11 protein-coding genes are annotated in these 13,802 nt (G+C 73.6%); 5 read left to right on the plus strand and 6 right to left on the minus strand.

Annotated features, from left to right (window positions below; all coding sequences use genetic code 11):
- Nucleotides 1-220: 220 nt before the first annotated feature.
- A complete protein-coding gene (locus KBX26_RS23615; RefSeq protein ID WP_210866451.1) occupies nt 221-1,141 on the plus strand; it encodes a DNA-3-methyladenine glycosylase in 921 nt (306 codons plus the stop codon).
- 95 nt (nt 1,142-1,236) lie between these two features.
- Here the strand turns inward: KBX26_RS23615 and KBX26_RS23620 are convergent, their stop codons facing one another.
- Together KBX26_RS23620 and KBX26_RS23625 are read right to left on the minus strand one after the other, a co-directional pair.
- Nucleotides 1,237-1,659, minus strand: a complete 423-nt coding sequence (locus KBX26_RS23620) for an SRPBCC family protein (RefSeq protein WP_030336200.1) — start codon at nt 1,657-1,659, stop codon at nt 1,237-1,239.
- A 112-nt stretch (nt 1,660-1,771) separates the two neighbouring features.
- A complete protein-coding gene (locus tag KBX26_RS23625; protein ID WP_030336201.1) occupies nt 1,772-1,984 on the minus strand; it encodes a hypothetical protein in 213 nt (70 codons plus the stop codon).
- Nucleotides 1,985-2,119: 135 nt separating this feature from the next.
- Between KBX26_RS23625 and KBX26_RS23630 the strand changes: the two genes are divergently transcribed.
- From KBX26_RS23630 to KBX26_RS23645, 4 genes are read left to right on the plus strand one after another with little or no spacing between them, the layout of a single operon-like run.
- Entirely contained in the window at nt 2,120-3,235 is a 1,116-nt protein-coding gene (locus KBX26_RS23630; protein WP_210866452.1) for an ATP-dependent DNA ligase, read from the plus strand.
- A gap of 58 nt (nt 3,236-3,293) precedes the next feature.
- Nucleotides 3,294-4,865 carry an alpha/beta hydrolase gene (locus KBX26_RS23635; protein ID WP_051708781.1) on the plus strand — a complete coding sequence of 524 codons (1,572 nt, stop codon included), beginning with the start codon at nt 3,294-3,296 and terminating at the stop codon, nt 4,863-4,865.
- A gap of 21 nt (nt 4,866-4,886) precedes the next feature.
- Nucleotides 4,887-5,339 (plus strand): GNAT family N-acetyltransferase, encoded by a 453-nt coding sequence (locus tag KBX26_RS23640; protein WP_210866453.1) that lies wholly within the window; start codon nt 4,887-4,889, stop codon nt 5,337-5,339.
- Between the two features lie 25 nt (nt 5,340-5,364).
- Nucleotides 5,365-5,868 (plus strand): hypothetical protein, encoded by a 504-nt coding sequence (locus tag KBX26_RS23645; protein ID WP_210866454.1) that lies wholly within the window; start codon nt 5,365-5,367, stop codon nt 5,866-5,868.
- Nucleotides 5,869-6,141: 273 nt separating this feature from the next.
- On the opposite strand, the gene KBX26_RS23650 is transcribed toward KBX26_RS23645, so the two are convergent.
- The 4 genes from KBX26_RS23650 to KBX26_RS23665 are packed head-to-tail and all read right to left on the minus strand — an operon-like array spanning nt 6,142 to nt 13,766.
- A complete protein-coding gene (locus KBX26_RS23650) occupies nt 6,142-6,867 on the minus strand; it encodes an ABC transporter ATP-binding protein (RefSeq protein ID WP_051708782.1) in 726 nt (241 codons plus the stop codon).
- Nucleotides 6,868-6,878: 11 nt separating this feature from the next.
- A complete protein-coding gene (locus KBX26_RS23655; RefSeq protein ID WP_030336210.1) occupies nt 6,879-7,874 on the minus strand; it encodes an ABC transporter ATP-binding protein in 996 nt (331 codons plus the stop codon).
- A gap of 1 nt (nt 7,875) precedes the next feature.
- On the minus strand, nt 7,876-10,584 hold the full coding sequence (locus KBX26_RS23660) for an FtsX-like permease family protein (protein WP_210866455.1): 2,709 nt from the start codon (nt 10,582-10,584) through the stop codon (nt 7,876-7,878).
- Complete coding sequence (locus KBX26_RS23665) at nt 10,581-13,766, minus strand: ABC transporter permease (protein ID WP_210866456.1); 3,186 nt, start codon at nt 13,764-13,766, stop codon at nt 10,581-10,583. The genes KBX26_RS23660 and KBX26_RS23665 overlap by 4 nt, the downstream gene beginning before the upstream one ends.
- Nucleotides 13,767-13,802 lie beyond the last annotated feature (36 nt).

A 13,802-nucleotide genomic window follows, 5' to 3' on the forward strand; every position in this document is an offset into this window, starting at 1 on the left:
ACCTGCAGGCCATCAAATAACCACATGATCGATACCTGGCCTACAGGTAAAAATGGCATAAGGGCGGTATGGGGGTATTCGAGAAGATAATCCTGGCCATTCGGGTGGTTCAATGACACCGGGTCGGTCGACCGAACGTACCCTCGCGAAGCTGCTCAACTTCGCGTGCGACCGGTACGGCCGATCGCCGGCCGCTGCCGTGACCTGGCAGAGTAGCGGGGTGACCGAGACCGGACCCGCCGCGACGAGGGTGCTGCACCCACCGGTCGGCTACCGGCTGGCCGCTTCGGTCCGCGCGCTCACCTTCAGCCCGTACGACCCGTGCGCCCGGGTGGCGGCCGGCACCTTCTGGTGGGCGACCCGCACCCCGGACGGTCCGGCCACGCTCGCGCTGCGACCGGCCGGCGGGGAGCTGCTCGCCGAGGGGTACGGGCCGGGGGCCGAGCACGTCCTCGCCCGCGCCGACGCGATCGCGGGGCTGCGTGACGACCTGACCGGCTTCACCGAGCTGGCCTCGGCGCACCCGCTGGTCGCCCGGCTGGCCCGGGAGCACCGAGGGCTCCGGATGCCCGCCACCGGGCAGGTCTTCCCCCGGCTGCTGCGCGCGGTCTTCGAACAGAAGGTCACCGGCAAGGAGGCCTACCGGGCGTACGCGGCGATGGTGCGGCACTTCCGGGACCCGGCTCCCGGGCCGCTGCAGCCGCTGCTCCTACCGCCCGAGGCCGCCGCGGTGGCCGCCACCCCGTACTGGGTGTTCCACCCGTTCGGGGTGGAGCAGCGTCGGGCCGACACGCTTCGTCGCGCCGCGGCGCTCGCCGACCGCCTGGAGCGCAGCACCGACGCCACCGACGCCACCCGTCGGCTCACCGCGATCCCCGGCATCGGGCCGTGGACGGCCGCCGAGGTGGTCCGGATCGCCTACGGGGACCCGGACGCGGTCAGCGTCGGCGACTACCACATCCCGAACACGGTGGCCTGGGCGCTGGCCGGCGAACCGCGGGGCGACGACGCCCGGATGTTGGCCCTGCTGGAGCCGTTCCGAGGTCACCGGGGCCGGGTGTGTCTGCTGCTGGAGGCCGCCGGCATCCGGGCGCCGAAGTACGGCCCTCGGGCCCCGATCCGCTCGTTCGCCGGCTACTGACCCGTTGGGGGCGGACGCGCTCACCGGCCGGCGCAGAGCCGACACGGTACGGCCCAGCCTGCACCCACCGATGCGGCGGCGGGAGAGCCCGACTGTCAGCCCCGCTCGCAGCGACGCCGGAGCCCGTCGGCCTCCATCCGCAGGTAACGGCGGAGCAGCCCGCCGTACAGCCGGCCGATCAGGCCGGCCAGCGGACCGGACTGGTCGATGGCCAGCTCGACGCGGGTACGCCCGTCGGGCAGCGACAGCAGCCGGTGCTCCCCCGTGGTCCGCACACCCGGCGCGCCGGAAACCCACACGAACTCCCGCCGCTCGGTCAACTCGGTGACCCGCCAGAGGGCCGGCCGCAGCTTCGGCTGCGTCAGTCGGGCGGTCGCGCCGACGGCGAGCGGCCCCGGTTCCCCCCGCTCGACCTGGGTCACCGAGTCGGTCCACTCGGGCCAGCTCCCCACGTCGACGAGCACCGCCCAGACCTGCTCGGCGTCCGCGGCGATCTCGGTATCGGCCTCGAACCGCATCACGTTTCCTCCCCGGCGGCGCCGCTCGGCACCGCCCCGGGTACGGACGAGGCCGCCGCGAGCATTGTGACAGTCCGAGCCTCCTCAGTGGAGGCCGGCGGCCGGCCCGCGGTCAGGCGGCCTCGTGCAGGTCGGCCAGGGTGAGTGGGGTACGCCGACGCAGCAGCTCCTCCAGCTCCGGCACCGAACCGACCTCGCCCAGCACGTTGCGGCCACCGCCGAACCGCTCCGGGTAACGGCGGGTCAGCCGGAAGCGGTAGCGGCCCCGGATCAGCTCGACGCTCACCCGCCACCGCCCGCAGCAGTCACAGACCCACTCGGACACCTCGCGAAAGTAGCTCTGACCTGGGGTTATTCGATTCGCCCGGTCGGGACGAGCGACGCGTAGGCGGACACGCCGCCCCGGCACCCACGGTGATCTGCCTCACGACTGTCGGCACCGTCTGATTGACTGGTCGGCGTGGACCTGCCGATCAACCCGCCGGTCGAGCCGATGCTGGCCAAGAGTGTTCCCAAGCTGCCCACCACCCCCGGGGTGACCTACGAGCCCAAGTGGGACGGGTTCCGGTGCATCGTGTTCCGCGACGGCGACGAGGTCGAGTTGGCCAGCCGGGGCGGCAAGTCGATGACCCGCTACTTCCCCGAGGTGGTCGAGCAGGCCCGCCGGCAGTTGCCGCAGCGGTGCGCGGTCGACGGTGAGTTGATCGTGATTCGGCGCGACGGGCCGAGCGGCCAGCCCCGGCTGGATTTCGAGCTGCTGGCCCAGCGCGTCCACCCCGCCGCGTCCCGGGTGAAGATGCTGGCCGAGACCACCCCGGCCGACTTCGTCGCCTTCGACCTGCTGGCCATCGGTGACGAGGCGCTGCTCGACCAGCCGTACCCGCGCCGCCGGGAGCGGCTGGTCCAGGCGCTGGCCGGGGTGCGTCCGCCGGTGCACGTCACCCAGGTCACCACCGATCCGGACACCGCCCGGCGCTGGTTCGACGTCTTCGAGGGCGCCGGGTTGGACGGTCTGATCGTCAAGCCGGCCGACCTGCCGTACGAGCCGGGCAAGCGCTTGATGTTCAAGGTCAAGCACGCCCGCACCGCTGACGCGGTGGTGGCCGGCTTCCGCTGGCACAAGTCCGGCCCGGTGGTCGGTTCGCTGCTGCTCGGCCTGTACGACGACGCCGGGGTCCTGCACCACGTGGGGGTGAGCGCGTCGTTCAGCATGGCCCGCCGCACCGAGTTGCTCGACGAGCTGGCGCCCTACCGGGACACCGGCGGCGAGCACCCGTGGGTGCACGGCGACCACGAGCGCGGCCAACGCATCCCGGGTGGGGTGAGCCGGTGGACCGGCACGAAGAACCTGGAGTGGGAGCCGGTGCGCCCGGAGCTGGTGGTCGAGGTGGGCTACGACGCGATGGAGGGCGAACGCTTCCGGCACACCGCCCAGTTCGTCCGGTGGCGCCCGGACCGCGACCCCCGGTCCTGCCGCTACGACCAGCTCGACCGGCCGATCCGCTTCGACGTCGACCAGGTGCTGCGCGGCGATCCGACGGCCACCGTGGACCGCGCCGCCACCGGCCCGGCGTAGCCTGGCCGTCGACCCGATCCCGGAGGACCACGTGACCCGCACCGCCGACCAGCCTCGGATGGCGACCAGCCGCCGGGTCCGTCGCACTCTCGTCGCCTTCGGCGTCGCCGCGCTGCTCACCGCCGGTTGCACGCTGCCGGCGTTCGCGCCGCGCACCGAGGTGGAGGGCGCGGCTGCCCCGACCGGCAGCGCACCCACCTGGCGGCCGTGCCCGGAGGTGCCCGATGAGTTGGTCGGGCGGAGCGCGCCGAACATGCGCTACGAGTGCACCCGCATCGCCGTGCCCCGTGACTGGGGCACCGGCGGCGGGGCGAGCACCGGCCCGGGCGCCGGGGAGACCTTCGAGATCGCCCTGCTGCGCGCCCGGTCCACCAAGCAGCGCGACCGGGTGGGCTCGCTGGTGGTCAACCCGGGCGGTCCGGGCGGGTCCGGCGTCGACACCGCCGTCTACCTGTCCTTCGGCCCCCAGTTCGGCGGGCTGCCCACGTCGATCACCGAGCGCTTCGACATCGTCGGCTTCGATCCGCGCGGGGTGTCCCGGTCCAGCCCGGTGAAGTGCATCTCCGACGCCGACCTGGACGCCAGCTTCGGTTACGACCCGGACCCGGCGAGCCAGGCGGCATTCGACGGCTTCGTCGGCCTGAGCCAGCGGATCGGGCGCGGCTGCGGCGACCGGTACGGCGACCAGTTGCCGCTGTACGGCACCGAGCAGGCCGCCCGGGACATGGATGCGGTACGCGCCGCCGTGGGCGACGACAAGCTCACCTACCTGGGCTACTCGTACGGCACCCTGCTCGGCGCCACGTACGCCCAGCTGTACCCGCAGCGGGTGCGGGCGCTGGTGCTCGACGGCGCGGTCGACCCGCAGCAACGGTTGGTCGAGGGCTCGGAAAGCCAGGCCCGCGGCTTCGAACGGGCCTTCACCAATTTCACCACCTGGTGCGCGGCGAACGCGGGCCGCTGCCCGATCGCTCCGGACGCCCGCGCGGCCGTCACCTCGGCCATCGACAAGGCCAAGGTCTCCCCGGTACGCGGCGCGGACGGGCGGGAGGCCACCGCCGGCTGGGTGTTCTACGCCGTCATCTCCTCGCTCTACACCGAGTCGGGTTGGCAGGAGCTGGCACAGGCGATCGACAAGCTGGCCGAGGGCGACCCGAAGGACGTGTTCCGGCTCGCCGACGCGTACGCCGGCCGGGAAGACGACGGGCACTACTCGAACCTGTTCGACGCCAACCTGGCCATCAACTGCGCCGACGAGACGGAGAAGCCGAGCCGGGAGCAGATCCGACAGTTGCAGTCGCAGTGGCGCGCGAAGTATCCGCTGTTCGGGCCGGCGTTGGCGGTCGGCATGTTGAGCTGCGTCGAGTGGCCGGGCGGGCGTGACCCGTACCCGACCGGCAAGGCGAACGGCGCACCGCCGATCGTGGTGGTCGGCACCACCGGCGACCCGGCGACACCGTACGAGCAGACCCCCCGGCTCGCGTCGATGCTGGGCGTCGGCCGGGTGCTGACCTGGGAGGGCGAGGGGCACACCGCGTACCCGCAGACGTCCTGCATCACCGATGCGGTCGACGCCTACCTGCTCGACCTGACGGTCCCCCGGGAGGGCCTGCGCTGCCCGCCCCGCTGAGCGGTGTGACAGGCTCCCGGCATGACCGATCTGATCTACCGGGAAGCGGTCCGGGCTGACCTGCCCGCCGTCATCGCCCTGCTCGCCGACGACGTGCTGGGCAAGGCCCGCGACTTCACCGAGGTCGACGAGGCGTACGAGCGGGCGTTCGCGGCCATCGACGCCGACCCGCGCAACCAGCTGATCGTGGCCGAGCAGTGCGGCGACCTGGTCGGCTGCCTGCAGATCACCTACATCCCGGGTCTGGGTCGGCACGGCAGCGAGCGGTCACTGATCGAGTCGGTCCGGGTCCGCTCCGACCGACGTGGCCAGGGGTTGGGCCGGGACCTGATGACCTGGGCGATCGACCAGGCCCGGCAGCGCGGCTGCGCGCTGGTGCAGCTCACCACCGACAAGACCCGCACCGACGCACACCGCTTCTACCTGGGCCTCGGCTTCGTGGCCAGCCACGAGGGCATGAAGCTCGCCCTCTGACCGCACACGGGCTACGTTCGCCGCCATGAGCCAGCCGAGGAGCCCCGGGAGCCCGCAGCAGCGCCCACCACGGCGTCGGCGAGGTCTGCTGCTCCTGGCGGTCGGGGTGGTGCTGCTGGTGGCGGCGTTCTGGCTGCCCGGGTGGCGCAGCGTGTACCCCGACCGGACCGAGGTCGTCCCGGGCGCACGGCTGGTCGGTTGGGCGTTGCCCTTCGCGGTGATCGCCGCCGGGAGCGCGGTGCTCTCGCTGACCACCACGGAGGGTCCCGCTCGTCGGGTGTGGCGGCAGGCCAGCCGCGGACTGCTCATCGCCAACGCGCTCGCCTGCGGCAGCCTCACCGGCGTGTACTGGTACTTCGAGGCCGAGGATCCCTTCGTCGGCCACGAGCTGCTCTCGACCGCGCCGGGCCCCGGCATCGTGCTGGCCCTGGTGGGCTGCCTCCTGATCCCGCTCGCCGGCGCGCTTCCCGAGCGCCACCAACCGACCAACCAGCCCGGAGGCAACCAGCCCGAGGGCTGGATGCCCTGACCGGGCGAGGCCGGTGTCGATACCGGACGGGGGCCAGCACTTCTCCCTCGGGCCCTTTGGAGCTGATGTCGTAAACGATTCACCGCCGCGATTCAGCTACGACATCAGCTCCACAGTGGGCGCGAACACCATGCCCTACCTGTCACGCCGGCCGCCCGACAAGCCGACAGCAGCCAGCCTCCGACAACGGCCAGCGCCCGACAACGGCCAGCGCCCGACAGCGGCCAGCGCCCGACAGCGGCCAGCGCCCAAGAGCGCCAGCCGCGACAGCGTTCAGCCGTCGACCAGACGACCGTCGCGCAGGACGAGCACCCGGTCGGCGAGGTCGATCAGGGCCGGATCGTGCGTGGCCACCAGTGCGGTCATGCCGCGGGCGTGCACCACCGCGCGCAGCAGGTCCATGATGGACCGCCCGGTCTCCGAGTCGAGCTGACCGGTGGGTTCGTCGGCGATGAGCAGGTCCGGCTCGTTGGCCAAGGCGCGGGCCACCGCGACCCGCTGCTGCTGCCCGCCAGAGAGCTCGTACGGGCGCTGCGCGGCGTGCCCGCCCAGGCCGACCAGTTCCAGCAGCACCGCGACGCGCTCTTCCCGCTCCGCAGCCGGCACCTGCGCCAGCCGCAACGGCACGCCCACGTTCTCGGCGGCGGAGAGGATCGGCACCAGCCCGAAGGTCTGGAACACGAACCCGACGGTGCCCCGGCGCAGCCGCAGCAGCTCCGCCTCCCCGGCGGAGGTCACCTCGTGCCCGGCCACCACCACCTGACCGCTGTCCGGTCGGTCCAGCCCGCCGATGAGGTTCAGCAGCGTGGTCTTACCGGCCCCGGAGCGGCCTCGGATGGCCACCAACTCGCCTCGCCCGGCAGTGAAGGACACGTCCCGCACGGCGTGCACGGCGTGCTCACCCCGGCCGAAGGTGCGGCTGACCCCACTGACGCGGACCACCTCGTCGGAGTTCGTCGTCAGCCCGCCGCCGAAGCCGGTCGCGCCGGTCACCACCATGTTCCGCCGGCTCATGCCCGCGCCCCCCGATCCTCCGAGGCCCGGTCGCCGGGCCGTACCTGCACATGGTCGGGCTCCAGGTCGAGCCGGACCCGCTCCTTCAGCGCGAGCGCGTCGACGAACGCCGCCGGCAGCTGCATCCGACCGTTGCGGTCCAGCACCGCGTACTCCTCGCTGACCAACTCCGTGTTGCCGTCCGCGTCGATCCGGGCGGTCCGGCGTACCTCGGAGGCGGTTCGGCCGTCGCGGATCGCGACGGTCCGGCGGACCTGGGTGGCCACGGCGTGGTCGTGGGTGACGACCACGATCGTCACGCCCAGTTCCGCGTTGATGGTGCGCAGCGCCGCGAAGACCTCCGCGCCGGTCGCCTCGTCCAGCTCACCGGTCGGCTCGTCGGCGAAGAGCACCTCGGGGTCGTTGGCCACCGCCACCGCCACCGCGACCCGCTGCTGCTCGCCGCCGCTGAGCTGCCCCGGCCGCCGGTCGGCGCAGTAGCCCACGCCAACCAGGTCGAGCAGTTCCCGGGCCCGCTCCCGGCGAGCCCTGCGGCTGCGCCTGCCGGCCAACTGCATCGGCAGCTCGACGTTCTCCAGCGCGTTGAGGTACGGCAGCAGGTTGCGGCCGGTCTGCTGCCAGACGAACCCGACCAGCTGCCGCCGGTAGCTCAGCCGCCGCTTGGCCGACAGCGAGAGCAGGTCGTAGTCGGCCACCCGGGCGATACCGGCGGTCGGCGTGTCCAGGCCGGAGAGGATGTTGAGCAGGGTCGACTTGCCCGAACCGGAGGCACCGACGATCGCCACCAGCTCACCCCGGTCGATGACCAGGTCGAGCCCCTGTAGGGCGACCACCTCCACCCCCTCGGTCTTGAAGATGCGCACCAGGCCGTCGCAGACGATGTGCCCGCGGAGACGGTCCTGCCCGCCGGCCCGCTCGGCGGCGCGAAGCGCTGCCCGCTGTTGCAGCGCGGCCAGGTCAGGCACCAGTGGCGTCTGGGCGGTAGCGGTCATCTCAGCTCTCCTCTCCGAGCCGAAGCACCTCTCCGAGGCGCAACCGGCGGTTGTTCAAGGCCTCGACGGCGACCGCGAAGCCGAGGGCGACCGCCCCGAGCGCGAGCACCGCGGCGACCAGACTGGGCTCGAATGCCACCCGGACGGGCACACCACTGGTGAACGCGGACAGGCCGAGCACCGGGTTGAGCAGCAGGGGCAGGACCGCGCCGACGAGCGCACCGGTCAGCACCGACACCGCGACCAGCGGGGTCAACTCGACCAGCAGCAGCCCTCGCCACTGACGGCGGGACAGGCCGAGGGTGCGCAGCCGGGACAGCACCTGGCCCCGGGACCGCGCGCCGGCCAGCACTGTGAACGCGATGGCCAACAGTCCGAGCAGGGTGCCGCCGACGGCACCGCCCAGGAACCCGAAGGCCAGCACACCGTTCGCCCCGCCCTCGCCGAGATCCCGGCGGACGTCCGCCCGGGTGTCGACGGTGACCCCGATCAGCCGTTCCCGACCGGTGACGGCGCCGTCGCGCTGGTAGCGCTCCTGGCCCTGGTCGCCGACGACGCGCAGCGCTTCCGCGTCCAGTGCGTCCCCGGCGATCAGCAGGCTGGTCGGCACGGGTGTGGTGGTCCGCGTCGGCAGGGCCTGCCAGGGCAGGATCACGAACCGGCTGGCGTTCGCCGCCAGCATCGGGAAACCGGCCTCGGTGCCGGCCACCCGGAACTCGTACCGCTCGCCCTGCACCACGACGAAGGCGGAGTCGGCCAGCCCGGCCTTCGCCAGGTCGGCGGCGATCGCCGGTGAGACGATCGCCGGCAGCGGACCCGGGCCGGGCAGGGCGGTGCGCAGCGCGGCCGGAATCGACAGGTCCACCTGGGATTCGTGGGCCACCAGGTCCAACCCCGAGCCGTCGACCAGCAGCACGTCCGTCTGCCCGATGGCGGCGTCGGTGCCGACCTCGTCGGCGGCCAGCCGCTCATCGTCCTCGTACAGCACCCGCGTGACGGCCCGGACCCCCGGCAGGCGACCCAACTCGTCGACGGTGTCGGGTGCGAAGCGCTCCCCCCGGATCACCGCGTCGGCGGGCACGAGCTGCGCGGCGGCGCGTTCCCGGCTCGCGTCGACGCCGGCGGCGACGACCGCGCAGAACGCGGCGGTGCCGATCGCCAGCACCACCACGACCAGCGGGGCGGCGACCGCCGCGCGGCCGGCGCGGGCCGTGCCGAGGAACGCCACGCTGCCCCGGGTCCGCGCGGCCAGCCGACTGACCAGCAACAACGGCCAGGGGTACGCCCGCAGCGCCACTACCGCAGCGGCGACCGCGAGGAGCACGGGCACCGACACGAGCAGCGGGTCCACCTCGCCGAGAGTCAGCCCCCGTCGGCGCAGCAGCACCGCGGCGAGCCCGGCCAGGAGCAGCAGGGAGACCTCCACGGTGAGTCGACGGGCCGACGGGCGCACCCGGATCAGGTCCCGGCGCGCCGCTGCGCCAGCCGGTACGGCCAGCGTCGCCAACGGCAGCGCCAGCGTGACCAGCACGGTCACCGCGATGAGGTACGGCACTGTCGGGTCGGGGGCGCCGGGGACCAGGGTGCCCAGCCACCAGCCCAGCACGGCGGCCACCGGCACCACCAGCACCGACTCGGCGAGGCTGCGCCGGGCGCCGGCGGTGGCCCCGCCGCCGCGGGCACGCAGCAGCACGAACTCGGACCGACGCCGTCTGGTGGCGAGACCTGCCGCGAGCACGATGAGCCCGGCCAGGGTGGCCAGTACGCCGGCTGCGATCACCGCGAGCAGGGTGCGGACCGCGTCGATCTGGGCGGCGAACGCGCGCAACGGAACGTCGACGCCCTGGGTCAGGGCGAGGTCCGCAGGCTGGTTGCGTTGCATCACCTGCAGGCCGTCGATCAGCTGGTCCAGCTCGCGGGCGTCGATCCGGTCGACGCCCAGGCGGTACCGCCAGATCGACTGGATCGGCCAACCCTCCACAGCCCGCTTGTTGAGGGCCGACTGCGCGACGACGCCGGTGATGATGAACGGCTGGCCGTCCCCCACCGGTTCGATGATCTGCAGCATTTGGGGCAGCGCGTCCCAGATGCCGTTCGAACGGTCGACGGGGCTGAACAGCCCGGACACCAGCAGCGGGGAACCGTCGACGAGGTTGCCCTTGTCATCGGTGTTGCCGATGCGCAGTTGGCTCCCGGCGCGCAGGTTGAGCTTGCGGGCCACGTCGACGTCGAGCGCCACCTCTATCGGCCGGTCGGGAACGTACGTCTCGCTCGGCCATGCGCCCTCGACCAGGGTGCCCGCGCCCTGGATGTCGGGCATGGCCCGCAGGCCCATGTCGAGCAGCAGGTTGCGGGCCGCCAGATCCGGTCCGACCACCCGGGCCGCCTGGGTCTCGACGCTGTACCACCGCTCGGTCACCGCCGAGCGCACCTGCTCTGGCATCTCCGCGGCCAGGGTGTTGAACCGCTCCACGGCGTTGCCCATCGCGGTCCGCTGCGACGGGGCGGGCGCCATGGTGCTGGTGTACGTGAGGTCCCGGCGTTCCGCCGGCTCGCTGGTGAGTTGCGCTCGCAACCCCTGCTCGGCGAGCCGGTTGACCAGCCGGGGCACCCCACTGATCAGCAGCGTGACCACCAGGGTCAGCACCGCCAACAGCAGGAACTGCCCCCCGTACGCCCGGACCCGCCGGACGGCTGCCCCGACGCTCATCGTTCTCCCCCGATTCGCAGCTGCGCCGCCGCCACCCGCTGACGGATGCCGGTGGCGATGAACGCGCTGAAGGCGAGCGCCGCCAGCAGCAGACCGACCGCGGTCAGGCCGATCGGCACCCAGGGCAGCGCGAACGCCGCCGGGGGGACCGGCCGGCCGGCGGCCGGGGTGAGGATGACCAGTGGGGCCATCGTCGCGCCGACGGCGGTGCCGAGTAGCAACCCGACGCCCACGCCGATGCCGGCGAGGAACGTCTGTTCGGCCAGCAGCGCCCTGGCCATCAGCCGGGGCGTGGCGCCGAGGGTGTGCAGGACCGCGAACTCGCCGAGCCGTCGCCGGGCGGTCGCCCACACGTCCACCATCAGGCCGACGATGGCGAGCAGCACCGCGCCGAGCGCGGCGGCGAGCATTCCGGTACGGGAGCCGCGCCAGTACGGGTCGTCGGCGGCCGCCTCGATGGCCGCCTCCCGGTTGAGCACTGTGACGCCCGGGAGTTCGCTGGCCGCCTGGGCTGCGGCGTTCGCGTCGGCGGTGCGGATCCACCATTCCGGTACGGGTCGCACCATCCCGTCGCTACGGATCAGCGCGTCGACCGCCGCGGGCAGGTCCAGCAGCACGCCGGCCGCGGTGGTGGTCGGCACGGCGCTGAGCTCACCGACCAGTCGCACCGGCAACGTCGCCCCGGAGAGGGTGAGGTCGACGGTGTCGCCGACGTTCATGCTCAGCGCCTCGCGTACCTGCGGGGTCATCAGCACCGGTACGGGCTTGTTGTCCCCGCCCGGCACGACGGAGAACCGTGTCGGCGGCTGGTACGCGAACTGCCCGCCGGGAATCACCTCCACGTCGTGGACGGCGGCGAACCCGGCGCCGTTGGTCCGCACCGGCGTGGATGCCTCGCCGGGGGCGGCCAGCACCCAGTCGCCGCCAAGGTCGGCGGGCTGGGTTGCGCCGTCGGCCATGACCACGCTCAGATCGTCCATCTCGAGTCGGTAGGCGTTGCCGGCCGCCAGCCCGCCGTCGGCCTCGAATCCGGCCAACCGCAGCCGCGCCCCACCCAGGTCGGGCAGCTGCACGGTGAACCGGGTAGCCCGACCGTCGCCGTCGGCGTTGGTCGCCGGCAACCGTACCGCGAGCCCGTCGGGGCTGGTGACCAGCAGCGTCACCGCGACCCGGACCTGCCGGGCGGCGTTGCTCACCGGGGTACGGACGGTGCCGGTGACGGCGCGCGCCCCGGCGGGCAGTTCGATACCCGCTGGTGCCGCACGCTCATCGATCATGCGCTGGTACTGCTCGGAGGCCGACCCGTCGGCGAGGCGGTCGGCGAGGCGGACGACGCCCGGGGCGCTGGTCGGGTCGACGCCGATCACCGTCGCCGGCAGGTTCTGCCGGCCGACCCGGATCTCGTCCCGCCACACCGGCAGCACCCGGTCCACGCTCGGCAGCGCGGCGAGCTGACCGGTCCGGGTCGGCGGGGCTCCCCCGGCCCGTTCGGTGACGCGGATGTCGGCGCCGACCGTATAGCCGGCCTGCTCGACCTGGGACCGCTCGCCGGTGCTGATCAGGGACCAGGCCAGGGTGCTGCCGCCGACGGCGAGGGCGAGCAGCAGGACCGGGCCGGCGTGCGGACGCCGACCGGCCTGCCACATGCCGAACATGGTGGCGGTCCACGGACGACGGTCGACGAACCGCTCCGCGAACCGGGTGAGCGGTGGGAGCACCCGCAGCGCCAGCACGGCACCGGCCAGCACGCCGAGTGTGGGGGCGGCGACCAGCAGCGGGTCGAGGCCGAGCCGACCGCCCGAGCCGGCCAGCGGCGAGGCGTAGCGGCGTAGCTGCACCCAGGCGAGCACGGCCAGCGCCACCAGCACCAGGTCGACGCTGGCGCGTTGGACGCTCGCGGCCCGGTTCGGGCGGGATCGGGCCGCCATGTCCGCGACGTACGTCCCGGCGCCGCGCAGCGTCGGCAGGACCATGGCGACGAGGCAACCGGCCGCGGTGGCCGCTGCCGCCGCCCAGATCAGTGTGGTGTTGCCGCCGGCGGTGGAGAGGTCACTCGACCCGCCGGGCCGGATGTACCGCAGCGCCTCACCGGCGATCAGCGGACCGAGCACGGCCGCCGGGGCGACCACCAGGGTCGCCTCCCGGGCGGCCAGGCCGGCCAGCTGCCGACGGGCGGCGCCACGGGCGCGTAGCAGCGCGGTCTGTGGGCGACGGTCCTCGTGCAGCAGCGCGGCGACGAGCACCAGCGCGTACCCGCCGAGCACCAGGATGAGCAGCAGCGGGGTGGCCAGCGACGAGCGACCCACCAGGTCGGCGCGGGAGATCCGGTCCAGCAGCTGCGCCATCTTCGTCACCGCCTGCCCGGAGCTGCCCAGTTGGGCAGCCTCGGGCACTGCCGACAACGCCTCGGTGAGGGCTTTCCGAACGGCGGGCAGGTCGGCGGTGTCGACGCCGCCGAGGTCCGGTTGGGCGAGCCAGGACGCCGACACGGAGCCCGGGAAGGTGGCCGCGAAGTCCGCCGGGTCGAGCGTGAACGGGCCGTACGAGGTGCCGGAACCGGCGCTGCCCGCTCCCACGCCGGGGGCCAGCAGCCAGTACGCGTCGGTCGGGTCGCGGGGCCGCCAGGTGCCGGCGAGCACCAACTCTCCCCGTCGTTCGGTGGCCCGGTCCCGCACCGGGACGCGTTCGCCGACGGTCAGGCCGAGGGTGCCGGCGACCCGCTCGGGCAGGCTCACCTGGATGGGGTTGGCTCCGGGGCGGGGCCAGGCACCGCTGGTCAGCTCGGCGTGGCTGGCGAGGTCGTCGAGCGTGGCCAGGCTCGCGAAGACCGGTTCGTCGGCGGTACGCGGAATCTGCCCGAGGTCGCCGGTCAGCTCCCGGCCGGTGCCGTACCGGGCGGCGGTGACAGCGACCGGGACGCCGCCGAGCCCGGTGGCGAACTCGGCGCGGACCGCCTTGTCCCGGGTTGCGAACTCCGCCGCGTCCCGCCCGCCCGAGCCACTGACCAGTAGGCCGCGCTCCTCGGCGGGCGAGGCGGCGACGAGAGCCCGCTGCCCGGCGTCGACGGCCCGACGGTTGTAGTCGGACAGTCCCGTGACCAACGCGACGGCGACGAGGGCAGCGATCACCGCCGCCATCAGCAACCCGCGCGCCTCCCGGGCCCGCCTCCACACCAGCTTCATCCGACGCCTCCCCTGGCCCTGGCGGGCCGACGACCA

Origin of the sequence: Micromonospora sp. C97, assembly GCF_018070385.1 — a bacterium.
GTDB lineage: Bacteria > Actinomycetota > Actinomycetes > Mycobacteriales > Micromonosporaceae > Micromonospora > Micromonospora parva.

Excerpts from the sequence above, each read along its gene's own strand:
- KBX26_RS23645 (WP_210866454.1), top strand. The coding sequence starts at position 5,365 with ATGAGCCAGCCGAGGAGCCCCGGGAGCCCGCAGCAGCGCCCACCACGG.
- KBX26_RS23655 (WP_030336210.1), bottom strand. The coding sequence starts at position 7,874 with ATGACCGCTACCGCCCAGACGCCACTGGTGCCTGACCTGGCCGCGCTG.
- KBX26_RS23635 (WP_051708781.1), top strand. The coding sequence starts at position 3,294 with ATGGCGACCAGCCGCCGGGTCCGTCGCACTCTCGTCGCCTTCGGCGTC.
- KBX26_RS23665 (WP_210866456.1), bottom strand. The coding sequence starts at position 13,766 with ATGAAGCTGGTGTGGAGGCGGGCCCGGGAGGCGCGCGGGTTGCTGATG.
- KBX26_RS23640 (WP_210866453.1), top strand. The coding sequence starts at position 4,887 with ATGACCGATCTGATCTACCGGGAAGCGGTCCGGGCTGACCTGCCCGCC.
- KBX26_RS23620 (WP_030336200.1), bottom strand. The coding sequence starts at position 1,659 with ATGCGGTTCGAGGCCGATACCGAGATCGCCGCGGACGCCGAGCAGGTC.
- KBX26_RS23660 (WP_210866455.1), bottom strand. The coding sequence starts at position 10,584 with ATGAGCGTCGGGGCAGCCGTCCGGCGGGTCCGGGCGTACGGGGGGCAG.
- KBX26_RS23650 (WP_051708782.1), bottom strand. The coding sequence starts at position 6,867 with ATGGTGGTGACCGGCGCGACCGGCTTCGGCGGCGGGCTGACGACGAAC.